Genomic DNA, 25,169 nt, shown 5'->3' with positions numbered 1-25,169 from the left:
GCACTACTGTGATTTCAGCAAACGATTTTTAAAAGATATATTGAGGAAAATATGCAAAAGACGTTAGCGCTGGTCGCGCACGATCATAAAAAGCCAGAGCTTATCCGCTGGTCATTAGAGCACAAAGCAGAGCTAGAAAAACATAACTTAGTGGCCACAGGCACTACAGGGGGCTTACTACAAGAATCGTTAAATTTGCCCGTTACGCGATATAAGAGCGGTCCACTAGGGGGGGATCAACAAATAGGTGCATTGATCGCCGAAGGTAAGTTAGACGCTTTGATTTTCTTTTGGGATCCCCTTAACCCAGCCCCCCATGACCCAGACGTAAAAGCGCTGTTGCGTTTATGCTCAGTATGGAATTTGCCGGTCGCGTGCAACACCTCCACAGCCGATATGTTAATCACCTCGCCGTTATTCATCGAGGGATTATACGAGCGGGCAGTGCCAGAGTTTTAAGTTATGAACAAAGGTAGAGCGACTCAGGGAGGGTCGCTTTCTCGCACGCTTTTAATCGCACCGGTAAAGGTCGTATTAAAGATTATAATGTCCCAAAAACCGCTTTACACAATGCAATTAATAAGCGAAAAGTAATCTAGCAAGTACGTTTGCGCAAAATTTTGTACATTATCTATCGGCTCTTCCAAAAGAATTGCGTTTTTTACTCTCTCGTTTTTGCCGACTTTCCATCATTTCTTGTAGTGTTGATTGTTGTTCGCTGGTAAGTGCATTCCAAAACGTATGCTGGTTTTTAGCCCTAGTAAGAGCATGTTCAAAGCGCTGTGCTTCGGTTTCAGCTTGCAAGGCTGTCCAGCTAGCTTCGTTCAGACTTTCACTCGTCACTATCGAAATAAGCTGCGCTCTAAATGCCTCCCGAGCAGATTTGTTTGCTTCTTTATCCGCTTTTTCAGCAGAGCGTTGGGTTGTGAAAAGTGTTTGTTGTTCCTTTGTTAGGTTAAGCGCTGCGAAGTGTTCAGCTTGGCGTTGTGCCACAGACATCATGGGGTTGCTATTATCCCGTGAATTGCTTTGCTGCGGCTTTAGGCCATGTCCTTTTTCTTCTTGTTCAGCATCTAATTCACCTAAGAACTTTACTTTTTGTGCATCGTCTAAGGTCAGCCAAATTTGTTGCTGAGTTTTTATATCCAACCACCTTAGCTGGTTTTGCAAGTGTTGTTCAGCTTGTATAGCACTGCTTATGTCGCCTTGAGCCCATACATCGTTTTGTATTAAATTGCGTATGCTCTCACGCGTAGATTCTTGGTCAGGCTGATAGGTATCTTTTGTCGTACGATTTTGTTTTATCAGTAATCGAATGTCTTGACGTTGGGCGTCGGTTAAATCTAACTGCTTTAAAATAGGGTGTATGTGTAAGGGGCCATTATGCGCGGGCGGTTTGGCAATAGCGACAGGCTGAGCCAATAGGAACGCCAATGAAACGGTGATGGGGGTAAACAATGATTTTAACGTTCGCACTGAATATGCCTTACTATAGAGAAATACAGAAATAGGTTAGCAGCACCAGCGCAAAGAAACGCAAAGCCAGTGTAAAGATTAGGTAAATAGCCAATGAAATAGCGGCGATTTCGGTATTATTTCACGGGTATTCATGCGTCTATTGATAGGCCGATGTAGTTTGAAGGAAACTGTACATGCTAGAAAAATCTTTGTTGCTGATCGATGACGATCAAGCACTCACCGAGTTGTTACAGGAATATCTAAGCGCCCAAGGTTACACGATTCATGTGGCAAGTGACGGAGAGGCCGGTCTGTTAGCAGCGAAATCAGGGCAACATTATGATTTGATAATTTTGGATGTAATGCTTCCGAAAGTTGACGGTTTCGAAGTATTAAAACGATTGCGTAGCACACACGTTACCCCTGTGTTGATGTTAACCGCAAAAGGCGATGATTTTGACCGAATACTGGGTTTAGAATTAGGCGCCGACGACTACTTAGCAAAGCCGTTCAACCACAGAGAATTATCGGCTAGGGTGAAAGCTATCGTGCGTCGAGTGGATATTCAAGCTGGCCTGCAAGGTGACAAACAAAAACAGAACACGATTGAAATCGGTGATGTGGAGTTAAATATTGCAGCGCAAACCGTCGCCTGTAACACTCAGCAAGTAGAGTTGACTGGCACCGAATTTGCGGTCCTAAAGCTGTTGATGAGCTGTAGCCCTGATCTTGTGCCTAAGCATGCAATCAGTGAACAGGTATTAGGTAGAAAGCTAGCCGCTTTTGACCGCAGTATTGATATGCACGTGAGTAATTTACGCAAGAAATTAAGTCAGTTTAGTCAGCAAGACAAAATCAAAACCCATCGAGGAGTAGGATACGTCTATTTGGGTGAAATATGAGACGCCTTCTCTATTTAAACCCATTTCGCAGCTTGTATGGTCGTATTTTCTTGTGGTTCTGGGGCACAACTATCGTCATGATTGTTGGTGCTTACTGGATAATGCAAAATATTGCACCGCCGGTTGAGTACTTACCCATGGATGACAAGCAGCATTTCATGCTTGAAAACTCGGTTAGGGCTTTGCAGCGACAAGTTTTCCGTAGCCCAGATGATGAACCTTTAGAGAGTATTCTAGAACGCACTAGTCAGCGCGGTAAGTTGATGATGATTCTGCTCAATCCAAAAACAAAAGAATTCCTACTCAAAGGACCACTACCGCACTTACCCAACGAGAAGCCTTTTCTTGATTTAATTGGCTCTGCAAATCCATTGCGCATTGCAACACCTATTGGGGATATGTTTGGCCCAATGGCGACGAATATTGCTGGTACCGAATATTTGTTGTTTGTTGGGCGCATACGGCCCAGGGGATTCGTTGGCGATATGCGCCATCGCCCCCCATTATTGCTCATTGGCTTGGTATTACTCATAAGTGCGGTATTGTGCTCATTAATTGCTTGGTCACTGGTTAAGCCTTTGAAACAATTGCAAGTGGCGACTAAGCGCATGGCCAGCGGTGCGCTTAGCAGTCGAGTTGGGTCTGCTAGTTATAGAGGCGACGAAATAGGGCGCCTAGGACGAGATTTCAATTACATGGCAGAGCAGGTAGAGACTTTGCTTAATGGGCAAAAGCGCCTTTTGGCAGATATATCACACGAATTACGCTCTCCGTTAACGCGAATGCAGCTCGCCATTGGGATCGCCCAGCAACAACAGCTTTCAAGCAACCCGAAAAGTAACGAGCAAGCATTAGCTAGAATAGAAAAAGAAGCCCATCAAATGGAGCACATGGTCGCACAAGTATTAATGCTGTCGCGATTAGATAATAACGCACGAGATTCGCGAAAGCAGCCAGTGAGTTTTGATGCACTTTTAACTGGGTTATTGGCCGACTGCGAGTTTGAAGCCCAATCACAGGATAAGGTTTTAACGGTCGATATTGAGTCTGATGCAAAAATAAATGCTGATGAAGATTTATTAGCGAGCGGCATTGAAAATGTACTGCGTAACGCGGTGAAATATGCTAACCAGCAGGTGTCTTTTACCCTTAAAATTGATGGTCCTGAAGCACACTTAGTTATTTGTGATGATGGCAAAGGCATACCTGAGTCAGATTTAAAGCATATTTTTCAGCCCTTCTATCGTGTTTCTACTGCGAGAGAAAGAGACAGCGGAGGCATTGGGCTGGGCTTAGCTATTGCCAGCCGCGCCATTGCGGCACATGAAGGAGAAATTGAAGCCTGCAATCAAGTCAAGGGCGGCTTAAGCGTGCATATTCGATTGCCCATTTTGGCGTAGCGACTTGGTTGATTGGGTTTGAAGCAGGTATTCGGTGGGCGCTTTGGTTTCTGCGTTATCGACCTTTGTTTTCTGCGTTATCAACCTCTGTTAAGCTAGTACCATAGAGTGATTGATAGAGTAATAGCCGTTGAGTGAATACCAAATAAGTTCAGAAAATCAACTTGAGCGGACGCATCAAGAGGAAATAAAACCCTTAATGCGTTCGCTGACCAAAGGCGAATTTCAAGGCCACTCAGGTGTAAATATTAGTTATGCCTATTTGTGTCACCCGCAAGCGATTGGTGCAGTGGCTATCTCTACAGGGCGAATTGAGTCTTGGGTTAAATATCAAGAAGTCATGTTTGACTTGTACCAAAATGGTTACTCGGTGTTTATCCATGATCATCGGGGGCAAGGTTTGTCAGGGCGCATGACCAAAAACCCACATATGGGCTTTGTAAATGATTTTGCCGATTACGTTGCTGACTTAAAGCTGTTTTACCAAGAAGTCATTGAGCCTAACACGCAACAAAAGCCTCAGTTATTGTGCCACTCTATGGGGTGTGCAATTGGCGCTTTATATGTATTGGCACACCCGCAAGATTTTGCTCAAATGATCGTGTGCGCGCCCATGTTTGGCATTCGCCCCGCGTTACCTAATTGGTTGGCGAATATTTTAATAGGCGGAAATTTGCTTATTAGCCGCGGTTTGGGCCATGACGCCAGTTATTTTCTCGGCCAAAAAAATTATCAGGAGACTGAATTCGCCCTTAATGAGCTCACCCACAGCGAAACACGTTATCGCCTCTTCAGAGACGAATATAACTTGCAGCCAGAGGTGCAGTTAGGTGGTGTGACTGGGCATTGGCTGCGAGCCGCATTAAAAGCAATGGACGGCATTGAAGCCCAAGCAAGTCAAATTTCGATCCCCGTTTGGGCCATTCAAGCTGGGGCGGATACGGTGGTGGATAACAAAAGGCAAAGTCGTGTTTTAGCTAAGGTGCCTTATTGCGAAGTGCAGCAAATTTTAGGAGCTAGACACGAAATACTGCTTGAAGAAGATCAATATCGTCGCCCTTGTTTAGAGGCGATTTTAGAGTTTCTGCGACAGGCAACTAACAGATAAACCTTACTGCAATAAGCGCATTTTGCTAGAATCGCGCTTATTCTGACTTATCGTGATCACCTACATGCTAGACATCGTTTTATATCAACCTGAAATTCCGCCTAATACCGGTAACATCATTCGCTTATGTGCAAATACCGGTTTTGCCCTACATTTAATCGAACCCCTAGGGTTTGAATGGGACGATAAACGCGTTCGTCGCGCAGGCCTTGATTACCATGAATTTGCCAACGTGGTAAGGCATGCGTCACTGCAGGCTTATATAGAATCACGCCAACCTAAGCGTATTTTTGCTTGTACGACTAAAGGCACCACTTTTTTTGCCAAAGCAGAATATCAATTAGGTGATGCCTTGTTGTTTGGGCCCGAAACGCGAGGATTACCTGATGACATTATTCAAAGCTTGCCGCCTGAACAACGAGTACGCATTCCAATGTTACCTGACAGTAGAAGCATGAATTTATCGAATGCGGTATCTGTTTTTGTATATGAAGCGTGGCGCCAACTGGATTTCAGCGGCGCGGTTTAGCTGCGTGATAGCATAACGTGTCAATATTTAGCCTATCTGGTAAGGGTTTCGTTTACGCGATAGGCTTTTTAAATGCAAGATTCTCAGCTGTTTAAATAAATTCGAATGCGTCACCGTACAAGTTTTTCAATATTAAACCTTGCTGATGAAAATCTTCTCTTGCCACGCCAGCCATTTCAAAGCGACCAGCTATGTAAACGCGATAAGGCTCTAGGCTGACAAAATCTTCGAGTACTGCTTTATGAACCCAACCGGTTTTGCCTGACCATTGATGACCCGGATGTTCCACCACGGGAACAAAGGTAAAGTGCTCGTGTTTTTCATCCAGAGCGACCAATTCGTCATATGCGTACATATCAGCGGTTGAGCGCGTTCCCCAATATAGGAAAATTGGATCTTTATGACCTTTGACCTGGGCAGAAGATTCGAGCATTTTTTGCAAGATAGCTTGGGTATAGGAAAACCCCGTTCCCCCTGCGAGTAAAATGGTCGGCATGCTATTTTCCAGCTGAACATAGGCATTACCTAAACCGCCATTAACGGTAATTTCACCCTCAGTTCGCATTTTTTCAAGTACTTCACCCGCATAACTATTGCCAGGCTCTGCGCCGATATGTAATTGAATCTTGCCGTCTTCTCGCGGTGCAGTGGCGATACTGAATGGGCGCTGGTCGCCCTCATCCATGACCACTTTCAAATACTGACCAGCTTGATGAGTAAAAGGCTGTTGTGGGATCAGGGTGACTAAACTGACGACTGGGTTGAGAGCAACAATGGAATCAACCTTACAAGGGGTGTGATGCATAATAATGTTCTGCGCTATATCAAATTGCGCTGCTGGCGCAAATAATTAAAATGTGAGTGAAGGTGTTTTAACAGCGACTTATTGGCGCTTATGCAGCCTTCCGAAAATGTGCAGAATAACGAGTGGTTCAAACTGCTTAGTTGTACTTCGATTAATGTCTCAATGTAAGTGAAGAGCATTAAAAGTCATATCTAATTTATCAGAGTATAAACTGCTCGGTGCTAAGTTACGAGATGGATCGTTAGACCTTGTTATTTTTAGCTATTTCTCTTTTACCAATTTCCAGAAAATGAAAACTCTTTGTTGTCTCTTTGTGGTTTTTGGCTTGATTTTATTAACGTCTAGTGGTTTATTGAGCTAGCATGATGTGCAAAATTAACGGGTTGGCTCGACATACTTTTTGTCGCGTATTGAGTGGGTGTTTATCTTCAAACTCTGTGCGCAAACGTCGTTGGTGAAAGTAAGCTGAGCAAACCTGAATGTATTGTCTTTACTACACAACAATCATCGAGGATTGCCTATGTCACTTACGAACGAAATGGTTAGCGAGTTTAATTTGTTATTAAAATTCCCTACCACAAGCCTGATGCAGGGCTTAAAAATACACCATGATGCAGAGCCTGCTGTGGTCGATGCTGCCAAACGTCTATTTGAAAAAGGAATAGTGACATTGCCAGATGGCGGTTACTTAACAGATCTTGGTCATGATCTGATTGAACACGCTCAAGTCGTTCAGTCAGCATTGGCGAGTTAAGGCATACTTATCTGTTCTAGCTAGATCAATTCAGGAGCAGGATCGGCAGTTAGGGGTTTACCAAATCCAGATGCTGCCGATAAAAGTGATATACGCCACAGTAGATAGATCCCATATGAAAATGTCATTCCCTAAATTGTCCTATGCTGGCCTACTGGCTGGGCTGCTTATTTTAACAACCTCTGGTATGTCTGCTAGCCGCGCAGCAGATGAAATCAAAGCGGTACAACTCTATTCCCAAGATGAGTTGCTTCGGCTAATTCACCGCAATGAGCATCTTAGCCAAGTTGTGTTAGATGATTGCCAATTAGTGCAAGACATTGAGGCCAGAGCGCAAACCTTAAAAATACCTGCCTATCAGTTTTTATGGGGTGACATGCTTGCTTGGGGCGTATGCGTAACGGCTGAACCTGAGCGGGGTATTAACTTTATGCGCCAAGCCGCTGACCAAGGTTTACCTGAAGGTCTAGAGCAACTGGGCCGTTACTATGCTCAAGGCAAGTTGGTGCAACAAGATAAAGAGCGCGCGGTGGTGTTTTTGCGCGAAGCATCGATGTTGGGTAACCAAAAAGCGCAAATAGAGTTGGTGGAATTGTTCTTGGATGGTTATGGCAGTCCTTACGATTACGAAGATGCTTACCATTGGTTATATAACGCCGTGACGAACGATAAGAAAACCCATCAAAAAATTGCGTCTTGCTTGTCTGATCTAGAAAAGCTGATGCATCCTAAAGCGGTACGCAAAGCGAAACGTCCTTTGGATTCCTAACTTATTTCCCCATTAAATCGGTCGTTTTATCTATGTAGAACAACTTGCGCCTTGTCGTTGTCAATTAAGCGTTTTTAATTGCGCCAGCTTCGTTATACTAGGCGCAACATTTACCTAACTTGGAAACGCCATCACTTATATGAGCGACGATCCCTTTTACCAGCGCGAGAAAGAAAAATACGAAAATCCAGTAGCGAGCCGTGAGTATTTACTTGAATTACTCACCAAAGCCAAAAAACCGTTGTCCTTTCTTGAATTTTGTCACCTATTAAATGCAGAAGACGAAGATAGCCGAATTGGTATCCAGCGTCGTTTGCGTGCAATGGAGCGCGAAGGGCAAATCGAATTCAATCGTGATAAAAAATACGCCAAGCTTAAATTAGAAGAGTTAATTCAAGGGCGTGTGATTGGCCACCGTGACGGTTTTGGATTTTTGAAGCGTGATGACGGTGAGAAAGACCTGTTTATTCACAATGCACAAATGGCGACTGTACTGCACGGCGACATAGTGCTGGTCAAAGAAAGCGGTACCGATAACCGAGGCCGCAGAGAAGCACGCATCGCTAAAATTATCGAGCCGCGCAGCGAGCCTATTGTTGGCCGTTACTTTTTTGAAAATGGTGCCGGTATCGTTATTCCCGATGACAGCCGTATTAATCATGAAATCAGTATTCCTGCTGAGTATGTCAACGGTGCCCGTCAGGGCTTCATCGTTGTGGTAGAGATTGTTCAACGCCCAAGACGTCGCGTGAACGCGATTGGTAAAGTGTTAGAAGTGCTAGGTGAGCATATGGCGCCGGGCATGGAAATCGACATGGCACTGCGCACTTTCGATATCCCTCACGCTTGGCCCAAAGGTGTTACCAAGCAAATTGCCGACCTCAATGAGGAAGTACCTGAAGAAGCGAAAGAAAATAGAATCGATTTGCGTCAATTACCGTTAGTTACTATAGATGGTGAAGACGCACGTGATTTCGATGATGCTGTATTTTGTGAACCGCTAGATGACGGTGGTTGGCAGTTATGGGTGGCGATTGCTGATGTAAGTTATTATGTCAGACCAGGCACGGCGCTTGATAGCGAAGCGCAAAACCGTGGTAACTCGGTTTATTTCCCAGAGCAGGTTATTCCCATGCTGCCTGAAGTACTCTCTAACGGTTTGTGTTCATTAAACCCTCAAGTAGACCGATTATGTATGGTTTGTGAAATGACCATCAGCGCAAACGGAGAGCTCGCACAACATCAATTTTACGAAGCTGTTATGAACTCAAAAGCGCGCCTTACTTACACAAAAGTATGGGATATATTAAAAGATGACGGCCAGGCTCATCCTGAACTGAAAAATCGCTACGCAGAGCAGGTTCCACATCTTAAAAATTTACACGACATGTACCGTACGTTGAAACGCAGACGTAGTCAGCGGGGTGCTATTGAATTTGAAACTCAAGAAAGTAAGTTCGTGTTCAATGCGCAGCGTAAAATAGATACCATCGTGCCTGTCACGCGAAATGATGCTCACAAACTGATAGAAGAGTGTATGATTTTGGCCAACGTAGCTGCGGCCAAAACCTTAAGCAAGCAAAAAGCTGAAGCCTTGTACCGTATACATGATGAACCGGATTCTGATCGATTAAGTGCGTTTTTGTCTTATTTGGCAGAGGTCGGAATTACCCATCACATTAGCAAAGATGCTTCGCCACAAGAATTTACTGAGGTGATCAGCAAAATTCAGGGCAGGGCCGATCAAGAGCTAATTCAAACCATGTTGCTTCGTTCTATGAAGCAAGCAGTGTACAGCCATGAAAACATTGGCCACTTTGGTTTAGCATTAGAAGCTTACGCGCATTTCACATCACCCATTCGTCGCTACCCCGATTTAGTTGTGCATCGTGCTTTAAAAGCCACGATAGATAAAAAGCAACAGCGCAAAAGTAAGACTGGCGGTAAAGCGTATACGGCAGAAGAGGTGGATGCATTAGGCGAGCAATGTTCTATGACAGAGCGACGCGCCGACGATGCAACACGCGATGTATCCGATTGGCTCAAATGTGAATTTATGCTCGACCATGTTGGAGATACCTTTGATGGCGTTATAGCATCGGTAACCAGTTTTGGCTTTTTCGTACGTTTATCTGAGTTTCATATTGATGGGCTAGTGCATATTTCTGCATTAGATAATGACTTCTACCAGTTTGATGAAACGAAGCAGCACTTAGTCGGAGAAAATTCAGGCATAGTGTACCGCCTTGGGGATCCGCTTGAAGTGAAGGTGGCTGGGGTGAATTTGGATGAACGAAAAATAGACTTTGTATTAGCCAAAGCGCCACCAAAACCAAGAGGTGGAAAACGCGGAGCAAAGAAATCATCGTCCACGAAGAAAGGTTCAGCCAACAATAGCTCAGGCAAAGAAAGCCCTGTATCCAAAGCAGGAGCCAAATCGGCAAATGAGAACGGCAAAGCTGGTGGCGCTAAAAAGAAACCACGCACTCGTCGTTCGAGTGGTAAAGGGGGGGCAGCCGATAAACCAGCGGCTAAGTCACGTCGCTCCTCGTCCAGTAAAAGGAACAAATAAATATGGCTCAACATGAGTGGTTGTATGGTATTCATGCATTAGAGGCAGTGATAGAGCGAGAACCAGAGCGTTTGATTGAGTTGTTTGTCCTTAAAGGTCGTGACGACAAACCGATTAATTCAATCATCAATCACGCGCGTAAATTTGGTATTGCTGTGCAATTTTGCCAGCGCAAAACCTTAGACGATAAGGTAAATGGCGAGCAGCACCAAGGTATTGTAGCGAAAGCGAAGCCCGGTAAACAGTTTAACGAGAATGATTTAGACGAAATCATTAAAAACAGCGGCACGCCTTTTTTGTTAATACTTGATGGTGTAACTGACCCTCATAATTTAGGTGCGTGTTTACGAACCGCCGATGCAGCGGGTATTGATGCTATTGTGGTGCCCAAAGACAACTCGGTAGCGTTAACACCAGTGGTGAGGAAAGTCGCTTGCGGGGCAGCTGATTTGATCCCGCTTGTGCAGGTGACTAACCTGGCACGTACTATACGTGAGATTAAAGATGCAGGCGTGTGGGTTGTTGGTACTGCGGGTGAAGCAACCCAGAGTATTTACGATTGTAAGATGCAAGGGCCGATAGCGCTGGTGATGGGCGCCGAAGGTAAAGGAATGCGCAGGCTGACCCGAGAACATTGCGACGAGCTAATAAAGCTGCCCATGGCAGGTTCGGTTTCTAGCTTGAATGTATCGGTCGCGACTGGTATTTGCTTGTATGAAATTGTGCGTCAGCGCACTAGCTAGTAGTAACGTTTGACACTGATAATTTAGGTTTGTCACACCTTTTTATGTTTTGTAGTTTCTACATAAGCGTAGGGTGCTGTGTTCATACCCTAAGAGTCAGCCTTATACATTAAACGCAGCGATAACTACTGCCACAAGCAGATATGGCAATAGTTAAAGCAGCAGGCGTGATACTACCGGTTATTGGTAGGTATTCTTCAATAACCTTTTCGCTTCTGAGCGCTCTAAACAAGATCGCAATGGCTCGGTAATGAAATCATCATGCCGGGCCTTTTTTTCTTGCCCTTGCCACACAATCGAGCCTTGAGTTACTTCCGTTCGACATGTCACCGTTTCATCTTGTCGTTGGTACAAAATACGAACCAATTGCGAACGCTTGACCAAAGGTTCAAATGGATAACCCGTTTTTGTATATAGTTTTTCTAATCCTTGTTCTGCATGAGCGGCCGAGCTTACGCTGAGTAATAGCAGGGCAATGCTAAACGCTAGGCAAGATTTCATGTTGTTTTTCATCGTTAAGTCCTCGTGGTTTGGAGGTTTAACGATAGGCTGGCACACTTCGACTGACAAACGATTAAAACTAAACTACAGTTAAGTAAAACTTAACTGTAGTTGTGTCTTTCATGAATAAACTTCCGCCCCTCAATGCGCTTCGTTATTTTTTAGCAGCTGCAGAAACATTGAGTTTTAAAGCCGCAGCGGAACAAATGTTTGTTACTCAAGCTGCTATCAGCCAACACATTAAAACGTTAGAAGCCTTCTTCGGTTGTCAGCTGTTTATAAGAGGTCACCGGCATGTGTCTTTAACAAAGGCGGGGGAAAGACTGTTACCTGATATCGCCACAGGGTTTAGCTTTCTAGATAAAGGCGTAGGCAACTTGGTGATGGATCCAAGACCCAATATTTTAAACTTAACCGTGATTGAGTCGTTATCTTCTCGATGGCTTGTACCGCGTTTGTATTTGTTTCAGCAAGAATATCCCCATATAAATGTAAGGATCCAGCCAACAAACCGTTTATTAGATTTTGACCAAAATGAATTAGATTTGGCAATACGATTTGGCATCGGCGATTACCCTCAGTTAAAAAGCAGAAAGTTGGCCCAGGATACTATTCACCTAGTTTGTCATCCTGGGTTAGCTAAACAAATTGACACGGCACAATCTGTTTCCCGTCATCCCACTTTAACCGAGAAAAGCAGCGATATTATGCCCGCCTGGAAATCTTTCTATCAGCAGCATCGGATAAACCCAGACGTGGGCCGCAATGCTCTACACGTAGATGACTCCAGTGTCACTATTATTGAAGCGGCGCTAGCGGGGCAGGGCATAGCAATGGTGCGTAATAGCCTGATATTCGAACAGTTAGAAAAAGGGCAATTGGTGAAACTGTTCAATTTTAGTTTTAAGTGTCATTACGCATATTATTTGGTGGCGCCTGAAGCGCATTTTAAGCGCGAAAAAATTCAGTGTTTTTCGAACTGGCTTGAGAGAATGTTCAGCGAAATCCCGCAATGAGGCTAAAAAAACACCTTTCTGGCGAAAAGATAGGCTGAATTGATTCTGTTTATCGAAGTGAATACGCAAAATAAATGCTTAAGTCTTATAGTTGTTTGACCTGTGGGGTTTCAATCGTTATAACGTTGTTATCAAAATGTAGATTTATGTACGGGAGACAACATGTCGTTAAAGACGCCCTTAGAAATGATGTACCACTGGGAAGATACAACGCCGCAGAAGGTATATTTGAAGCAGCCGATTAATGGTGCTGTTATTAGTTATACATGGGCACAGGCGGCAGACAAAGTACGCCGCGTGGCAGCTGGCTTAATTGCGCTGAACTTACCAGAAGGTAGCCACATTGCCGTGTTATCTAAAAACTGTGCTGAATGGTTCATCGCGGATTTAGCGATTATGTTGGCCGGCCATATATCCGTACCAATTTATTCAACAGCCGGCGAAAAAACGATTCAATATGTGTTAAATCACGCAGCATGTCCTGTTATTTTTGTAGGCAAGTTAGATGACACTGCTGAGCAAGTAGCAGCGATCCCTGAAGGCGTTACTAAGTTAGCATTTCCTTATCCTGATATTGAAGCCGACAAGGATTGGGATTCATTGATGGCAAATGAACCCTATTTAGAGCGCCCAGTACCCGAAATGGACGGCACTATGACGATTATCTATACGTCGGGCAGTACGGGTAACCCCAAAGGTGTAGTACATACCTATAATTCGATTAGTTGGGCAGCGAGCAATTCAAGAAATGAATTAAGCGTTGGCGACGAAGACCGTATATTGAGTTACTTGCCATTGGCGCATATCACCGAGCGCGTTTTGGTGGAAATGGCTAGTTTCTACGCAAACACTCAAATTGGTTTTATAGAGTCGCTTGATACGTTCAATCGCGATATTTGCCACCTAAGGCCTACGTTGTTTATTTCCGTTCCGCGTCTTTGGACTCGTTTCCAAATGGGGGTTTTAGCAAACATGCCCCAGAAGAAACTCGATTTTCTGCTGAAAATACCGTTTGTCGGCAATATTGTCGCGGGCAAGATTAGAACTAAACTTGGCTTAGATAAGGCCCGTATGTGTGCCAGTGGGTCCGCTCCTATTTCGCCAGCCACTTTGAAATGGTTTTTGAAAGTAGGCGTTAAAATATCTGAAGGATGGGGAATGACAGAAAACAGTGCTTACGGTACCTGTTGTGTTCCATTTAGAGAGGATAAAATCGGTAGTATTGGCCGCGCTTACGAAGGTGTCGATATCAGAATTGGCGAAGAAGGCGAGATACAAGTTAAAGGGCCGTGTAATATGCAGGAATATTATCTGGAGCCTGAGAAAACTGCTGAAACCTTTACTGAAGACGGATACTTGCGCACAGGTGATAAGGGCGCAATCGATAGTGATGGCTATATTAAAATTACCGGGCGCTTAAAAGAGATATTTAAAACAGCCAAGGGTAAGTATATAGCGCCGGTACCGATTGAAGCTGTCATTATGGGCAACTCTTCTGTAGAGCAAGTCTGTGTCACCGGCTCGCAATTAAAACAGCCTATTGCGTTAGTCGTATTATCAGAAGATGCCGCCAAACAAGACAAAGACAAAGTAGAAAAGAGCCTGTTAGCAACCTTGGAATCTGTTAACGCGGGTTTAGAAAGTCACGCAGTACTCGACCGTTTAGTGATCATGAAAGATGATTGGACTGTAGAGAACGGACTACTAACACCTACGCTCAAGATAAAGCGCCATTTACTGGAAGAAAAGTACGATGGGCTTATTAACGCTCCCGAGAGAGAAAAGTTAATTTATCAAAAATAGATCGCGCCCGCTTTAACCGCCCCTTTATGTGTAAATTCATTTATAGAATGTGAGTAACACGTAAAGGGGCCCCCTAAATACCTTATCATCCCCACACTAATCTGTTCTTTTGTTGTTCTTGATAGGGGCGGATGATGCGCCTAAGTAAGATGAATATCAGCTATTCGTTGCAAGGTTCAGTTTCGAACATAAGCTGTTAATAAAGCGACTCCAATTATAGGCAACCTCAGGCTCTTCATCGGATGAAGTGTAATGGTCAACTCATTCCAGACTGTACATTAGCGAAGCAGAGCAGCCATTTAGTCAAGCTACATTGATAACATCAATAGACTTGAATAGCTTATCGAAACCAACCGAGACAAGAGCATCTTAGAAATAGACTTGAAAGAGTTTTGTAAGACGTATTCAAACGTTAGTGACTAACAGCTTTTTACTTATATTCAAATGAACTAAGCCATTGGTTTAAAAGTAATTTATTTGATTTTTGCTGGTGCGGTGAAATAATCTGCAGATTAGTCGCCTTTTTTTGCAAATTCGACTATCGCCACTGTATATTTTCTGTTAGTATTTCGCGCCCTTTTAATAGGGGTATGTATAAAAAGTCAGCAATAACGCTGGTTTTTTAGGAAACAAAACGACTCGTGAGAGTCTTAATTAACAGCGGAGCACTAACATGATCCAAATGCAAACTAACCTGGATGTAGCCGATAACTCGGGTGCTCGCAGGGTTCAGTGTATTAAGGTTCTTGGTGGCTCGCATCGCCGTTATGCACATATTGGCGACATCATTAAAGTTACCGTTAAAGAAGCAATTCCTCGCGGTAAAGTAAAAAAAGGTGATGTGCTAACTGCAGTGGTGGTGCGTACTAGAAAAGGCGTTCGTCGTTCTGATGGATCTTCGATCCGTTTCGATAACAACGCAGCTGTTTTGCTTAACGCAAACAAGCAACCAATTGGTACGCGTATCTTTGGCCCGGTCACTCGTGAGCTTCGTGTTAATAACATGAAAATCGTCTCACTGGCCCCTGAGGTACTATAAGGAGTCACGATAATGGCTAGAAAAATTCGTCGTGATGATGAAATCATCGTTTTGGCAGGTAAAGACAAAGGAAAACTAGGCAAAGTGCTTAAAGTTCTTCCAGCGGCTGACCGCTTAATCGTTGAAGGTGTGAACTTGGTGAAGAAGCATCAGAAACCTAACCCTCAATTGGGTGTTACTGGTGGCGTTATTGAGAAAGAAGCATCAATTCACGTGTCAAATGTAGCGATTGTTAACCCTAAAACGGGTAAAGCAGATCGCATAGGTTTCCGTTTTGAAGACGACAAAAAAGTTCGTTTCTTCAAATCTGACGGTGAACTGGTTTAATAATTGGAGAGTACGATGGCGAAACTGCATGATTTCTATAAAGAAACAGTAGTAGCGGAACTTGCGAAGCAGTTCAACTACAAAAGCGTCATGCAAGTCCCTCGGATTGAGAAAATCACTCTAAACATGGGTTTAGGTGAAGCGGTAGCAGACAAGAAGGTTTTGGAAAACGCAACAGCTGACATGCAAGCAATTGCTGGTCAGAAACCTGTTGTAACTGTTGCTCGCAAATCTGTAGCGGGTTTTAAAATCCGTGAAGGTTATCCGATTGGCTGTAAAGTAACCCTACGTGGTGAGCGTATGTGGGAATTCTTTGAACGTTTAGTATCAATAGCAATTCCTCGTATCCGTGACTTCCGTGGCTTGAATCCTAAGTCGTTTGACGGCCGTGGAAACTATAGCATGGGTGTTCGTGAGCAAATTATCTTCCCAGAAATCGATTTCGATAAGGTAGATAAAATTCGCGGTATGGATATTACTATCACGACTAGCGCTGAAACCGATGCGGAAGCACATGCACTTCTTAGTGCGTTTAGTTTCCCATTTAAAAAGTAAGGGTAGGGTTATGGCAAAAGAATCAATGAAAGCGCGCGAAGTAAAACGCGCCAAGCTAGTTGCTAAGTTCGCTACTAAACGAGCAGAACTTAAAGCAACTATCAGCAACGTCAACTCTTCTGACGAAGAACGTTGGGACGCTGTTCTTAAGCTACAACAACTTCCACGTGATTCAGCTCGTACACGTCAACAAAATCGTTGTCGTATTACTGGCCGTCCACATGGTTTCCTACGCAAGTTTGGTCTTAGCCGTATTAAGTTGCGTGAAGCAGCTATGCGCGGCGAAGTACCTGGCCTTAAAAAAGCCAGCTGGTAAGGAGTAGCTAATATGAGTATGCAAGATCCTATCGCGGACATGTTTACACGTGTTCGTAACGGTCAGATGGCTAGCAAAGTTTCTGTATCAATGCCTTCATCTAAGCTACGTGTTGCAATTGCAGCTGTACTTAAAGAAGAAGGTTATGTTTCAGATTTCGCAGTTTCTGGTGACGTTAAACCTGTTTTAGAAGTGACGCTTAAGTACTTCGAAGGCAAGAAAGTAATTGAAAGCATTGAGCGCGTAAGTCGCCCTGGTCTTCGCATCTATAAGAAAAAAGATGAGTTGCCAAAAGTATTGGGTGGTTTAGGTGTTGCTATCGTTTCTACCTCTAAAGGTGTGATGACTGACCGTGCCGCGCGTAAAGCGGGTATGGGTGGTGAGATCATCGGCTACGTAGCGTAAGGGGATAAAAATGTCACGTATAGCAAAAGCTCCTGTAGACGTTTTATCTGGCGTAGAAGTAACTATCGCTGGGCAAGAAGTCACAGTAAAAGGTAAAAACGGTACATTAAGCCGTGTATTCAATGATGCAGTTGAAGTTGTTCAAGAAGAGAACCAACTTAAAGCTTCACCTCGTGAAGGTGTTGCTAATGGTTGGGCTCAAGCTGGTACAGCTCGCTCATTGTTAGATGCAATGGTAATTGGTGTATCTCAAGGTTTTGAGAAAAAACTTCAGTTGAATGGTGTTGGTTATCGTGCGGCAGCGCAGGGTAAAAAACTCAATCTAACGCTTGGTTTCTCACACCCTGTAGCATACGAAATGCCTGAAGGTATTTCGGTTGAAACTCCTAGTCAAACTGAAATCGTCGTTAAAGGCGCCGATAAGCAGTTGGTAGGTCAGGTTGCAGCTAACATCCGTGGATACCGTCCGCCAGAGCCTTATAAAGGTAAAGGTGTTCGTTACGCTGATGAAGTTGTGCGTCGTAAAGAAGCTAAGAAAAAGTAGGTAGGTGATACGATGGATAAGAAATCAGCTCGCTTGCGTCGCGCTACACGTGCACGCAAAAAAATTAGTGAACTGGCCGCGCATCGCTTGGTTATTAACCGCACACCACGCCATATATATGCCCAGTTAATCGCTCCTTGCGGTTCACAGGTTTTGGCGGCGGCTTCTACTGTTGAAGCAGATCTTCGCACTACCGTTAAGTCAACGGGTAATGCAGAAGCTGCTGTAGCAGTTGGTAAAGCGATTGCAGAACGAGCTATCGAGAAAGGCATTAAGACTGTCGCTTTCGATCGCAGCGGTTTTAAGTATCACGGTCGAGTTAAGGCATTGGCTGATGCTGCTCGTGAAGCAGGTCTTCAGTTCTAGGAGTTAATTATGGCTAAAGTAGAAGTTCAACAACAGGGTGACCTGTTAGAAAAACTAATTGCTGTAAACCGTGTATCTAAAGTAGTTAAAGGTGGTCGTATCTTTAGCTTTACTGCTTTGACAGTAGTAGGTGACGGGAATGGTCGTGTTGGTTTTGGTTACGGTAAAGCACGTGAAGTGCCTGCTGCAATTCAAAAAGCTATGGAAAAAGCGCGCCGCAATCTTGTGGACGTGGATCTAAATGGCAACACGCTACAGCATCCAATTAAAGGTCGTCATTCAGGCTCAAAAGTCTACATGCAACCTGCATCAGAAGGTACTGGTATTATTGCCGGTGGTGCAATGCGTGCGGTACTTGAAGTCGCTGGCGTTCAAAACGTACTTTCAAAATGTTACGGATCTACCAATCCAATTAACGTTGTGCGTGCAACTATCAATGCGTTGACAGAAATGACTTCGCCTGATCAAGTTGCTGCTAAACGTGGATTGTCTGTAACGCAGATTTTGGGGTAATTGAACATGGCTAAGATGATAAAAGTTAAGCAAACCAAAAGCGCTATCGGTCGCCTTCCAAAGCATAAGGCAACTCTTACGGGTCTAGGTTTACGTCGCATCGGTCATGTTCGTGAACTCGAAGATACCCCTTCTGTTCGTGGCATGATCAACCGTGTATTTTACATGGTTGAAGTAGTGGAGGAGTAACAGATGCATTTAAATACTCTTGCTCCTGCACCAGGAGCAAAAAAATCTAGTAAGCGCGTTGGACGCGGTATGGGTTCAGGTCTTGGAAAAACTGGTGGCCGTGGTCACAAAGGTCAAAAGTCTCGCTCTGGCGGTTCTGTAAAGCCCGGTTTTGAAGGCGGACAAATGCCAATTCAGCGTCGTCTACCTAAATTCGGTTTCACATCACGTAAATCTTTGGTTTCTGACCAAGTAACGTTGAGTGAAATTGCAAAGGTAGAGGGTGAAGTGGTTTCACTTGAAACTTTAAAAGCAGCAGGTCTTGTTAAGAAAGAAATGTTGTTTGTTAAAGTGCTTAAGAGCGGTGAAATTTCACGAGCTGTTACTATCAATGGTTTGAAGGTTACAAAAGGCGCGCGCGAAGCAATCGAAGCGGCCGGCGGTAAGGTAGAGGAATAAGCTAGATGGCTAAACCAGGATCAAATTCAAGCGCAAAAGGCGGCTTGAGTGAGCTTAAATCAAGATTGTTGTTCGTACTTGGTGCGATAATTGTGTTTAGGCTTGGCTCATATGTGCCTATTCCTGGTATCGACGCCGCGGTGTTGGCTGAATTATTCGACCAGCAAAAGGGTACCATTGTAGAAATGTTTAACATGTTCTCTGGTGGTGCTCTTGAGCGTGCCTCGGTTCTTGCCCTGGGTATAATGCCATACATTACAGCTTCCATTATCATTCAGTTGCTTACAGTTATGCATCCACCGATGATGGAACTTAAAAAAGAAGGCGAAGCAGGACGTCGTAAAATTAGTCAGTACACACGTTACTTCACGTTAGTCTTGGCTACATTCCAAGCAATTGGGATAGCGACAAATTTACCTAATCTGATTTCAGGTTTGGTGATTAATCCGGGTTTTGGTTTTTACTTCACAGCTGTTGTGAGTTTGGTTACCGGTACCATGTTTTTAATGTGGTTAGGTGAGCAAATTACAGAGAGAGGTATCGGTAACGGTATTTCTATATTGATTTTCGCGGGTATTGTGTCTGGTTTGCCAACGGCCATAGGTCAAACGGCAGAGCAAGCACGACAAGGTGATTTGAACTTACTGTTCTTGTTACTTATCGGCGTAATAATAATTGCTATCACGTATTTTGTAGTATTCGTAGAGCGTGGCCAACGTCGTATCGTCGTTAACTATGCAAAGCGTCAGCAGGGCCGTAAGGTCTTTGCAGCACAAAGCACGCATTTACCGTTAAAAGTAAATATGGCAGGTGTTATTCCTCCGATTTTCGCGTCAAGCATCATTCTGTTCCCTGGAACCATTGCAAATTGGTTTGGTCAGAATGAGTCATTCTCTTGGTTACAAGAAGTGGCATTGATGTTGTCTCCTGGACAGCCTCTGTATGTGATGTTCTACGCTGCTGCGATCATCTTCTTTTGTTTCTTCTATACTGCGTTGGTTTTTAACCCTCGCGAAACAGCGGACAATTTGAAGAAATCTGGTGCGTTCGTTCCTGGGATTCGTCCTGGTGAGCAGACCTCACGATACGTTGATAAGGTAATGACTCGCTTAACCCTAGCTGGCGCGCTTTATATAACCTTTATTTGTTTGGTGCCTGAATTCATGTTGATAGCTTGGAACGTACCGTTTTACTTCGGTGGGACCTCACTGCTTATTATGGTAGTGGTTATCATGGACTTCATGGCGCAAGTGCAGACACATTTGATGTCTCATCAATATGAGTCTGTTCTTAAGAAAGCTAACCTTAAGGGCTACGGCCGTTAAGTTAGCGATTTACGGAGTGATGAAATGAAAGTTCGTGCATCCGTCAAGCGGATTTGCCGTAACTGTAAAGTCATTAAGCGCAACGGTGTTGTGCGTGTGATCTGCAGTTCTGACCCTAAGCATAAGCAAAGGCAAGGTTAATCGTATGGTTTGCGGAATTGCTAAATACGATAGTATCCGCAAACCTTAATTTGCAATTTTGTCATCGGGTAAGTATCCTATCGGGCTTTTTAGGCTGATGACATAAACTATGAGGAGTACTGTTAATGGCCCGTATCGCTGGCATTAACATCCCTGAGCACAAGCATACTGTAATCGCGCTAACCGCGATCTTCGGTGTAGGCTCTACACGTGCACAAAGCATTTGTGAAGCTGCTGGTGTTGCAGAGACAACCAAGATCAAAGATCTTGATGAAGCACAGATTGATAAATTGCGTGACGAAGTTGCGAAATTCACTGTCGAAGGTGATCTTCGTCGTGAAGTATCAATGAGTATTAAACGTTTGATGGACCTAGGTTGCTTCCGTGGTATTCGCCACCGTCGTAGTCTTCCTCTACGTGGTCAGCGCACTAAAACTAATGCGCGTACCCGTAAAGGTCCTCGCAAAGCAATTAAAAAGTAAGCGGGGATTAAGATGGCTAAAGCTCCTACTAAAAGCACGCGTAAGCGCGCAAAACGTCAAGTTGCTGACGGTATGGCCCATATCCATGCCTCTTTCAACAACACAATAGTGACAATTACAGATCGTCAAGGCAACGCCTTGTCTTGGGCTACATCTGGTGGTTCTGGTTTCCGTGGTTCACGTAAATCTACCCCTTTTGCTGCTCAGGTAGCTGCTGAACGTGCTGGTACAGCCGCTCAGGATTACGGTTTGAAAAATCTAGAAGTATTCGTTAAAGGTCCAGGTCCAGGTCGTGAATCTGCTATCCGTGCTTTGAATGCTGCTGGTTATAAAATCACTAATATTACCGATGTGACGCCTATTCCTCACAACGGTTGTCGTCCACCGAAAAAACGTCGCGTTTAATCGACGGACTGTTGGAGAAAGATAATGGCAAGATATTTGGGTCCAAAACTCAAACTTAGCCGCCGCGAAGGAACAGACTTGTTCTTGAAAAGTGGCGTTCGAGCAATCGAATCAAAATGTAAAATTGATAACGCACCTGGTCAACACGGCGCACGTCGTGGACGTTTGTCTGACTACGGTGTTCAATTACGTGAAAAGCAAAAAGTTCGTCGTATGTACGGTGTTCTTGAAAAGCAATTCCGTAACTACTATAAAGAAGCGGCACGCTTAAAAGGCAATACAGGTGAAAACTTGTTGCAACTTTTAGAGCAACGTTTAGACAATGTTGTTTACCGCATTGGTTTTGCTAGCACTCGTTCTGAAGCGCGTCAACTAGTTAGCCACAAAGCAATTTTGGTTAACGGTCAAGTTGTAAACGTTCCTTCTTTTAATGTTTCTGCTGATGATGTTGTATCTGTTCGCGAAAAAGCTAAAAAACAAGCTCGTATTGTTTCTGCTTTAGAGCTTGCTGAACAACGTGAGAAACCAACTTGGATTGAAGTGGACAGCAAAAAGATGGAAGGCACATTTAAACGTGTTCCTGAAAGAACTGATTTGTCTGCTGAAATAAACGAACAGTTGATTGTCGAACTTTACTCTAAGTAAAGCTTAAAGAAGAGAGGTAACAATGTCGGGTTCTGTAACTGAATTCTTAAAACCAAGGTTAGTTGAAATTGATAACGTTTCGCCTACACGTGCAAAGGTCACTTTAGAGCCTTTGGAGCGTGGTTTTGGTCATACATTGGGTAATGCGTTACGTCGTATTCTTTTGTCATCTATGCCAGGTTGTGCAGTGACTGAAGTTGAGATCGACGGTGTATTACACGAGTACAGCACCAAAGAAGGCGTTCAAGAAGACGTTATCGAAATATTGCTTAACCTTAAAGGTTTGGCGGTACGTCTTGAAGGCAAAACCGAAGCAACACTAACATTAGTGAAGTCCGGTGCGGGCCCAGTATTAGCTGGAGACATCCAGCATGATGGTGATGTTGAAATCGTAAACCCAAGTCACGTTCTTTGTACTTTAACTGGCGAAGCTGAGCTCAGCATGCGCATTAAAGTGGAAATGGGTCGTGGGTACGTTCCAGCGTCAACTCGTCGCTCTTCTGAAGAAGATGATCGCCCAATTGGTCGTTTATTGGTTGATGCTTCATTTAGTCCAGTATCACGTATTTCGTACAACGTTGAGTCTGCGCGTGTTGAACAGCGCACAGATTTAGACAAGCTAATTATCGATATGGAAACCAATGGCACTATCGATCCCGAAGAAGCGATTCGTCGCTCAGCAACTATATTAGCTGAGCAATTAGACGCATTCGTTGAACTTCGTGATATGTCAGAGCCTGTTGAAAAAGAAGAGAAGCCGGAATTTGATCCGATTCTTCTTCGTCCAGTTGATGATTTAGAACTTACAGTACGTTCAGCTAACTGCCTTAAAGCAGAAGCAATACAATATATTGGTGATCTAGTACAACGCACCGAAGTTGAGTTGTTAAAAACTCCTAACTTAGGTAAAAAATCTCTTACTGAGATCAAAGATGTACTAGCTTCTCGTGGGCTTTCACTAGGCATGCGCTTAGAGAACTGGCCACCAGAAAGCATCGCAGAAAAAGATTAATCAGATTTAAAACTGATTTTTAAAGAAGGATAGGACTATGCGCCATCGTAAGAGTGGTCGTCAGTTGAATCGTAATAGTAGTCACCGTCAAGCGATGTTTCGCAATATGGCTGGCTCATTAGTGAAGAGTGAGTTGATTAAAACAACTCTTCCTAAAGCGAAAGAACTACGTCGCGTAATTGAACCTCTTATCACACTTGCTAAGCAAGACAGTGTTGCAAATCGTCGTTTAGCGTTTGCACGTACTGGTGATAAAGAAGTTGTAGGTAAGTTATTTAATGAACTTGGCCCTCGCTATGAAGAGCGTCCTGGTGGGTATATTCGCATTTTAAAATGCGGTTTCCGTACCGGCGATAATGCTCCAATGGCATATGTAGAATTAGTAGACCGTCCAGAAGTGGAAGAAGTCGTAGAGACTGAAGACGCAGCTGCGGAATAAAAATTCCTACAATAAAAAAACCGGATTTAAATCCGGTTTTTTATGCCTGAAATTCATAGAATAACCAAATGTTACTTTGTAGCTACTGAGTAGAAGCGTACCGCTTTTTAAGACCTACGCTGGAAACCAAAGTGTGCAGTCAATTATATCTACCCTATTGGTTTTCATTTCTCATATTTTACCTCTAACTATCCCAAAGCAAATGCCCAATAAGTCGCCTTACGCATATTAAGAATCACATATTAAGTAACAGTTGCAGACTGTGACAAAACAGTTAACTCTGAGTGAAACGTAACAAGATTGATATATACGCGAAGGGCAAGGGCAGGGTGATAACAGCCATAAAAAACCGGATAATAATCCGGTTTTTTTATCTCAAATTACTTAAAGTTTATAAATCTATTGTTCAGTGACAATTTTTAGTGCAGCTGTAATTTCTTCGTCAGTAGCACCACCTTCTTTTGCATACTTATAGATGCTGTCTTCATCAAGTCCGAAATTCTGTGCCGTCTCAATAATTCTTCTGACATTATCTCTTTGAGGCCCAGACTCTCGAACAGCTGTACTAACGACACTTTCGGCATCGTTAGGAAAGATAGCAAGTAACGCTTCAACCACATATTCGCCTACGAGCGGAACTGCATCAATCGCAGAAGTTAGTATGTCAACGATTTTGTTAGGGTGCTGTTGTGCCAACGACTGAACAATAAAGTCAGCGGAATCAGGTTCTGTAATGACTGCGACTCTGACAATCTCGTTTAGTTCTTCTGGCGTTGAATTAGCTGCCGCTGTTACCACAAAGTCAACATAGCTTGGTTCAGCGTTAATTGCGGTTTTAACAATTGCAGTGCAACTAGCGATTTCCTTTTCCAAAGCAATCTTGACGATATCTTCAGTTAACATGGGCTGTGCAGATATTGCGGCGTGAATGATTTCTTGATACTTATCTGGGTACATATCTAATGCCGTACTTACTACACTGGATGTTTCTTGTGGATAATTACTAGCAATGCTTTTGACGGCACGGCCTATCGACATATTTTGAGCGACTTGACGTTTTACGAATGAACTAGTTGCATGGTTATCGTTCGAAACCTCAGGCTCTGCTTCTTGAGCACTTACAGTGAATACGGACGAAACTAAGGTTGCTATAAACGCTACTTTTATTATTTTTTTCATTTTTCAGATATCCAATAACTAAAACTGACTTCTACGTTATGACATCCGTGCCACTTAAGAGTCTAAACTTAACAACAAATTTACTAAATAGACAGTAAAGTGCGAGGTTTGTTCAAAAAACATTCTCTAATGGCTTTATTTTACATTTATTGAAATAAAGGGTTGCGCTCTAAGATTGGATCTCTATAATGCGCCTCTCGCTTCGGGACAGCCGCTAAAACAGCTGCACTGACACTGGTTTTAACCAGGTGATTTAAGACTTTTTTTAAAGCCTTTAATCAGCGTGATGCAAGGCGGTTTAGTTTGGTTTTTCAGTTTGTGATTCACTTCAAAAATTGATTTAAAATTAAATAAAAATAACGACTTGACATCGAAACTTGAGAGCGTATTATACGCCTCCCGCTTAAGAGGGTCCACGGACAGCATCTTAAGCCGCTTCTAAGGAAGCGCGCTACTTCGGTAGCAATGTTCTTTAACAATTAATAACGA

At 43.7% G+C, this 25,169-nt stretch carries 32 protein-coding genes; 28 read left to right on the top strand and 4 right to left on the bottom strand.

Annotated features, from left to right (window positions below):
* The first annotated feature begins 51 nt into the window (after positions 1-51).
* Positions 52-459 carry a methylglyoxal synthase gene (locus GMES_RS00585; RefSeq protein WP_006990586.1) on the top strand — a complete coding sequence of 136 codons (408 nt, stop codon included), beginning with the start codon at positions 52-54 and terminating at the stop codon, positions 457-459.
* Positions 460-627: 168 nt separating this feature from the next.
* On the opposite strand, the gene GMES_RS00580 is transcribed toward GMES_RS00585, so the two are convergent.
* Entirely contained in the window at positions 628-1,476 is an 849-nt protein-coding gene (locus tag GMES_RS00580; protein ID WP_006990585.1) for a Spy/CpxP family protein refolding chaperone, read from the bottom strand.
* A gap of 176 nt (positions 1,477-1,652) precedes the next feature.
* Between GMES_RS00580 and GMES_RS00575 the strand changes: the two genes are divergently transcribed.
* From GMES_RS00575 to trmL, 4 genes are all read left to right on the top strand, one after another.
* The gene (locus GMES_RS00575) at positions 1,653-2,360 is read left to right on the top strand and encodes a response regulator transcription factor (protein WP_006990584.1); all 708 of its coding nucleotides are present in this window, start codon (positions 1,653-1,655) and stop codon (positions 2,358-2,360) included.
* The gene (locus GMES_RS00570) at positions 2,357-3,760 is read left to right on the top strand and encodes an ATP-binding protein (RefSeq protein WP_006990583.1); all 1,404 of its coding nucleotides are present in this window, start codon (positions 2,357-2,359) and stop codon (positions 3,758-3,760) included. The genes GMES_RS00575 and GMES_RS00570 overlap by 4 nt, the downstream gene beginning before the upstream one ends.
* 199 nt (positions 3,761-3,959) lie before the next feature.
* Complete coding sequence (locus GMES_RS00565; RefSeq protein ID WP_006990582.1) at positions 3,960-4,868, top strand: alpha/beta fold hydrolase; 909 nt, start codon at positions 3,960-3,962, stop codon at positions 4,866-4,868.
* Between the two features lie 64 nt (positions 4,869-4,932).
* Positions 4,933-5,397 (top strand): tRNA (uridine(34)/cytosine(34)/5-carboxymethylaminomethyluridine(34)-2'-O)-methyltransferase TrmL, encoded by a 465-nt coding sequence (gene trmL / locus GMES_RS00560; RefSeq protein ID WP_006990581.1) that lies wholly within the window; start codon positions 4,933-4,935, stop codon positions 5,395-5,397.
* Positions 5,398-5,488: 91 nt separating this feature from the next.
* Here trmL and fre read toward each other — a convergent pair whose 3' ends face one another.
* Entirely contained in the window at positions 5,489-6,202 is a 714-nt protein-coding gene (gene fre, locus GMES_RS00555; protein WP_006990580.1) for an NAD(P)H-flavin reductase, read from the bottom strand.
* Between the two features lie 520 nt (positions 6,203-6,722).
* On the opposite strand from fre, the gene GMES_RS00550 reads away from it, so the two are divergent.
* From GMES_RS00550 to rlmB, 4 genes are all read left to right on the top strand, one after another.
* On the top strand, positions 6,723-6,956 hold the full coding sequence (locus GMES_RS00550; RefSeq protein WP_006990579.1) for a TIGR02647 family protein: 234 nt from the start codon (positions 6,723-6,725) through the stop codon (positions 6,954-6,956).
* A 115-nt stretch (positions 6,957-7,071) separates the two neighbouring features.
* Positions 7,072-7,725: a tetratricopeptide repeat protein gene (locus tag GMES_RS00545; RefSeq protein ID WP_006990578.1), complete on the top strand. Its 654-nt coding sequence runs from the start codon at positions 7,072-7,074 to the stop codon at positions 7,723-7,725.
* Positions 7,726-7,864: 139 nt separating this feature from the next.
* The gene (rnr, locus tag GMES_RS00540) at positions 7,865-10,297 is read left to right on the top strand and encodes a ribonuclease R (protein ID WP_006990577.1); all 2,433 of its coding nucleotides are present in this window, start codon (positions 7,865-7,867) and stop codon (positions 10,295-10,297) included.
* A 2-nt stretch (positions 10,298-10,299) separates the two neighbouring features.
* Complete coding sequence (gene rlmB, locus GMES_RS00535) at positions 10,300-11,040, top strand: 23S rRNA (guanosine(2251)-2'-O)-methyltransferase RlmB (RefSeq protein WP_006990576.1); 741 nt, start codon at positions 10,300-10,302, stop codon at positions 11,038-11,040.
* A 180-nt stretch (positions 11,041-11,220) separates the two neighbouring features.
* Here rlmB and GMES_RS00530 read toward each other — a convergent pair whose 3' ends face one another.
* Positions 11,221-11,553, bottom strand: coding sequence for a hypothetical protein (locus tag GMES_RS00530; protein WP_006990575.1), 333 nt, complete (start codon positions 11,551-11,553; stop codon positions 11,221-11,223).
* 110 nt (positions 11,554-11,663) lie between these two features.
* Between GMES_RS00530 and GMES_RS00525 the strand changes: the two genes are divergently transcribed.
* The 19 genes from GMES_RS00525 to rplQ all read left to right on the top strand — a co-directional run bounded on the left by GMES_RS00525 (position 11,664) and on the right by rplQ (position 23,501).
* The gene (locus GMES_RS00525; protein WP_006990574.1) at positions 11,664-12,557 is read left to right on the top strand and encodes a LysR substrate-binding domain-containing protein; all 894 of its coding nucleotides are present in this window, start codon (positions 11,664-11,666) and stop codon (positions 12,555-12,557) included.
* A 162-nt stretch (positions 12,558-12,719) separates the two neighbouring features.
* A complete protein-coding gene (locus GMES_RS00520; protein ID WP_006990573.1) occupies positions 12,720-14,360 on the top strand; it encodes an AMP-binding protein in 1,641 nt (546 codons plus the stop codon).
* A 673-nt stretch (positions 14,361-15,033) separates the two neighbouring features.
* A complete protein-coding gene (gene rplN, locus GMES_RS00515) occupies positions 15,034-15,399 on the top strand; it encodes a 50S ribosomal protein L14 (RefSeq protein WP_006990572.1) in 366 nt (121 codons plus the stop codon).
* Positions 15,400-15,411: 12 nt separating this feature from the next.
* Complete coding sequence (gene rplX / locus GMES_RS00510) at positions 15,412-15,726, top strand: 50S ribosomal protein L24 (RefSeq protein ID WP_006990571.1); 315 nt, start codon at positions 15,412-15,414, stop codon at positions 15,724-15,726.
* A 15-nt stretch (positions 15,727-15,741) separates the two neighbouring features.
* Complete coding sequence (gene rplE, locus GMES_RS00505) at positions 15,742-16,281, top strand: 50S ribosomal protein L5 (RefSeq protein WP_006990570.1); 540 nt, start codon at positions 15,742-15,744, stop codon at positions 16,279-16,281.
* Between the two features lie 10 nt (positions 16,282-16,291).
* Positions 16,292-16,597, top strand: a complete 306-nt coding sequence (gene rpsN / locus GMES_RS00500; RefSeq protein ID WP_006990569.1) for a 30S ribosomal protein S14 — start codon at positions 16,292-16,294, stop codon at positions 16,595-16,597.
* Between the two features lie 12 nt (positions 16,598-16,609).
* A complete protein-coding gene (gene rpsH, locus GMES_RS00495) occupies positions 16,610-17,002 on the top strand; it encodes a 30S ribosomal protein S8 (protein WP_006990568.1) in 393 nt (130 codons plus the stop codon).
* 10 nt (positions 17,003-17,012) lie between these two features.
* Positions 17,013-17,546, top strand: a complete 534-nt coding sequence (gene rplF / locus GMES_RS00490) for a 50S ribosomal protein L6 (RefSeq protein ID WP_006990567.1) — start codon at positions 17,013-17,015, stop codon at positions 17,544-17,546.
* Between the two features lie 12 nt (positions 17,547-17,558).
* Positions 17,559-17,912, top strand: coding sequence for a 50S ribosomal protein L18 (rplR, locus tag GMES_RS00485; RefSeq protein WP_006990566.1), 354 nt, complete (start codon positions 17,559-17,561; stop codon positions 17,910-17,912).
* Positions 17,913-17,921: 9 nt separating this feature from the next.
* Positions 17,922-18,425, top strand: a complete 504-nt coding sequence (rpsE, locus tag GMES_RS00480) for a 30S ribosomal protein S5 (protein WP_006990565.1) — start codon at positions 17,922-17,924, stop codon at positions 18,423-18,425.
* 6 nt (positions 18,426-18,431) lie between these two features.
* Positions 18,432-18,614 carry a 50S ribosomal protein L30 gene (rpmD, locus tag GMES_RS00475; protein ID WP_006990564.1) on the top strand — a complete coding sequence of 61 codons (183 nt, stop codon included), beginning with the start codon at positions 18,432-18,434 and terminating at the stop codon, positions 18,612-18,614.
* A gap of 3 nt (positions 18,615-18,617) precedes the next feature.
* Positions 18,618-19,052, top strand: coding sequence for a 50S ribosomal protein L15 (gene rplO, locus GMES_RS00470; RefSeq protein WP_006990563.1), 435 nt, complete (start codon positions 18,618-18,620; stop codon positions 19,050-19,052).
* A 5-nt stretch (positions 19,053-19,057) separates the two neighbouring features.
* Positions 19,058-20,377, top strand: coding sequence for a preprotein translocase subunit SecY (gene secY, locus GMES_RS00465; RefSeq protein ID WP_006990562.1), 1,320 nt, complete (start codon positions 19,058-19,060; stop codon positions 20,375-20,377).
* Positions 20,378-20,401: 24 nt separating this feature from the next.
* Positions 20,402-20,518, top strand: a complete 117-nt coding sequence (rpmJ, locus tag GMES_RS22070; RefSeq protein WP_007104309.1) for a 50S ribosomal protein L36 — start codon at positions 20,402-20,404, stop codon at positions 20,516-20,518.
* Between the two features lie 125 nt (positions 20,519-20,643).
* Entirely contained in the window at positions 20,644-21,000 is a 357-nt protein-coding gene (gene rpsM / locus GMES_RS00460; protein ID WP_006990561.1) for a 30S ribosomal protein S13, read from the top strand.
* Between the two features lie 12 nt (positions 21,001-21,012).
* A complete protein-coding gene (gene rpsK, locus GMES_RS00455; protein ID WP_006990560.1) occupies positions 21,013-21,405 on the top strand; it encodes a 30S ribosomal protein S11 in 393 nt (130 codons plus the stop codon).
* 24 nt (positions 21,406-21,429) lie between these two features.
* Entirely contained in the window at positions 21,430-22,050 is a 621-nt protein-coding gene (gene rpsD, locus GMES_RS00450; protein WP_006990559.1) for a 30S ribosomal protein S4, read from the top strand.
* A 22-nt stretch (positions 22,051-22,072) separates the two neighbouring features.
* Positions 22,073-23,062, top strand: a complete 990-nt coding sequence (locus GMES_RS00445) for a DNA-directed RNA polymerase subunit alpha (RefSeq protein WP_006990558.1) — start codon at positions 22,073-22,075, stop codon at positions 23,060-23,062.
* Positions 23,063-23,099: 37 nt separating this feature from the next.
* Positions 23,100-23,501, top strand: coding sequence for a 50S ribosomal protein L17 (gene rplQ / locus GMES_RS00440; protein WP_006990557.1), 402 nt, complete (start codon positions 23,100-23,102; stop codon positions 23,499-23,501).
* Between the two features lie 399 nt (positions 23,502-23,900).
* Here the strand turns inward: rplQ and GMES_RS00435 are convergent, their stop codons facing one another.
* Positions 23,901-24,680: a hypothetical protein gene (locus tag GMES_RS00435; RefSeq protein ID WP_006990556.1), complete on the bottom strand. Its 780-nt coding sequence runs from the start codon at positions 24,678-24,680 to the stop codon at positions 23,901-23,903.
* Positions 24,681-25,169 lie beyond the last annotated feature (489 nt).

The organism is Paraglaciecola mesophila KMM 241 (assembly GCF_000315015.1).
GTDB lineage: Bacteria > Pseudomonadota > Gammaproteobacteria > Enterobacterales > Alteromonadaceae > Paraglaciecola > Paraglaciecola mesophila.
This window is presented reverse-complemented; position numbering and strand designations above follow the sequence as displayed.

What these genes read in the sequence shown, in the direction of transcription:
- rplR (WP_006990566.1), top strand. Translation starts at nt 17,559, where the DNA reads ATGGATAAGAAATCAGCTCGCTTGCGTCGCGCTACACGTGCACGCAAA.
- GMES_RS00545 (WP_006990578.1), top strand. Translation starts at nt 7,072, where the DNA reads ATGAAAATGTCATTCCCTAAATTGTCCTATGCTGGCCTACTGGCTGGG.
- GMES_RS00435 (WP_006990556.1), bottom strand. Translation starts at nt 24,680, where the DNA reads ATGAAAAAAATAATAAAAGTAGCGTTTATAGCAACCTTAGTTTCGTCC.
- rpsM (WP_006990561.1), top strand. Translation starts at nt 20,644, where the DNA reads ATGGCCCGTATCGCTGGCATTAACATCCCTGAGCACAAGCATACTGTA.
- GMES_RS00520 (WP_006990573.1), top strand. Translation starts at nt 12,720, where the DNA reads ATGTCGTTAAAGACGCCCTTAGAAATGATGTACCACTGGGAAGATACA.
- rpsN (WP_006990569.1), top strand. Translation starts at nt 16,292, where the DNA reads ATGGCAAAAGAATCAATGAAAGCGCGCGAAGTAAAACGCGCCAAGCTA.
- rplO (WP_006990563.1), top strand. Translation starts at nt 18,618, where the DNA reads ATGCATTTAAATACTCTTGCTCCTGCACCAGGAGCAAAAAAATCTAGT.
- rpsK (WP_006990560.1), top strand. Translation starts at nt 21,013, where the DNA reads ATGGCTAAAGCTCCTACTAAAAGCACGCGTAAGCGCGCAAAACGTCAA.
- GMES_RS00565 (WP_006990582.1), top strand. Translation starts at nt 3,960, where the DNA reads ATGCGTTCGCTGACCAAAGGCGAATTTCAAGGCCACTCAGGTGTAAAT.
- rlmB (WP_006990576.1), top strand. Translation starts at nt 10,300, where the DNA reads ATGGCTCAACATGAGTGGTTGTATGGTATTCATGCATTAGAGGCAGTG.
- rpsD (WP_006990559.1), top strand. Translation starts at nt 21,430, where the DNA reads ATGGCAAGATATTTGGGTCCAAAACTCAAACTTAGCCGCCGCGAAGGA.
- GMES_RS00575 (WP_006990584.1), top strand. Translation starts at nt 1,653, where the DNA reads ATGCTAGAAAAATCTTTGTTGCTGATCGATGACGATCAAGCACTCACC.
- rpmD (WP_006990564.1), top strand. Translation starts at nt 18,432, where the DNA reads ATGGCTAAGATGATAAAAGTTAAGCAAACCAAAAGCGCTATCGGTCGC.
- rpmJ (WP_007104309.1), top strand. Translation starts at nt 20,402, where the DNA reads ATGAAAGTTCGTGCATCCGTCAAGCGGATTTGCCGTAACTGTAAAGTC.
- rnr (WP_006990577.1), top strand. Translation starts at nt 7,865, where the DNA reads ATGAGCGACGATCCCTTTTACCAGCGCGAGAAAGAAAAATACGAAAAT.
- rpsH (WP_006990568.1), top strand. Translation starts at nt 16,610, where the DNA reads ATGAGTATGCAAGATCCTATCGCGGACATGTTTACACGTGTTCGTAAC.
- rplN (WP_006990572.1), top strand. Translation starts at nt 15,034, where the DNA reads ATGATCCAAATGCAAACTAACCTGGATGTAGCCGATAACTCGGGTGCT.
- GMES_RS00585 (WP_006990586.1), top strand. Translation starts at nt 52, where the DNA reads ATGCAAAAGACGTTAGCGCTGGTCGCGCACGATCATAAAAAGCCAGAG.
- GMES_RS00530 (WP_006990575.1), bottom strand. Translation starts at nt 11,553, where the DNA reads ATGAAAAACAACATGAAATCTTGCCTAGCGTTTAGCATTGCCCTGCTA.
- GMES_RS00550 (WP_006990579.1), top strand. Translation starts at nt 6,723, where the DNA reads ATGTCACTTACGAACGAAATGGTTAGCGAGTTTAATTTGTTATTAAAA.
- GMES_RS00525 (WP_006990574.1), top strand. Translation starts at nt 11,664, where the DNA reads ATGAATAAACTTCCGCCCCTCAATGCGCTTCGTTATTTTTTAGCAGCT.
- rplF (WP_006990567.1), top strand. Translation starts at nt 17,013, where the DNA reads ATGTCACGTATAGCAAAAGCTCCTGTAGACGTTTTATCTGGCGTAGAA.
- trmL (WP_006990581.1), top strand. Translation starts at nt 4,933, where the DNA reads ATGCTAGACATCGTTTTATATCAACCTGAAATTCCGCCTAATACCGGT.
- rpsE (WP_006990565.1), top strand. Translation starts at nt 17,922, where the DNA reads ATGGCTAAAGTAGAAGTTCAACAACAGGGTGACCTGTTAGAAAAACTA.
- GMES_RS00570 (WP_006990583.1), top strand. Translation starts at nt 2,357, where the DNA reads ATGAGACGCCTTCTCTATTTAAACCCATTTCGCAGCTTGTATGGTCGT.
- GMES_RS00445 (WP_006990558.1), top strand. Translation starts at nt 22,073, where the DNA reads ATGTCGGGTTCTGTAACTGAATTCTTAAAACCAAGGTTAGTTGAAATT.
- secY (WP_006990562.1), top strand. Translation starts at nt 19,058, where the DNA reads ATGGCTAAACCAGGATCAAATTCAAGCGCAAAAGGCGGCTTGAGTGAG.
- rplE (WP_006990570.1), top strand. Translation starts at nt 15,742, where the DNA reads ATGGCGAAACTGCATGATTTCTATAAAGAAACAGTAGTAGCGGAACTT.
- fre (WP_006990580.1), bottom strand. Translation starts at nt 6,202, where the DNA reads ATGCATCACACCCCTTGTAAGGTTGATTCCATTGTTGCTCTCAACCCA.
- rplX (WP_006990571.1), top strand. Translation starts at nt 15,412, where the DNA reads ATGGCTAGAAAAATTCGTCGTGATGATGAAATCATCGTTTTGGCAGGT.
- rplQ (WP_006990557.1), top strand. Translation starts at nt 23,100, where the DNA reads ATGCGCCATCGTAAGAGTGGTCGTCAGTTGAATCGTAATAGTAGTCAC.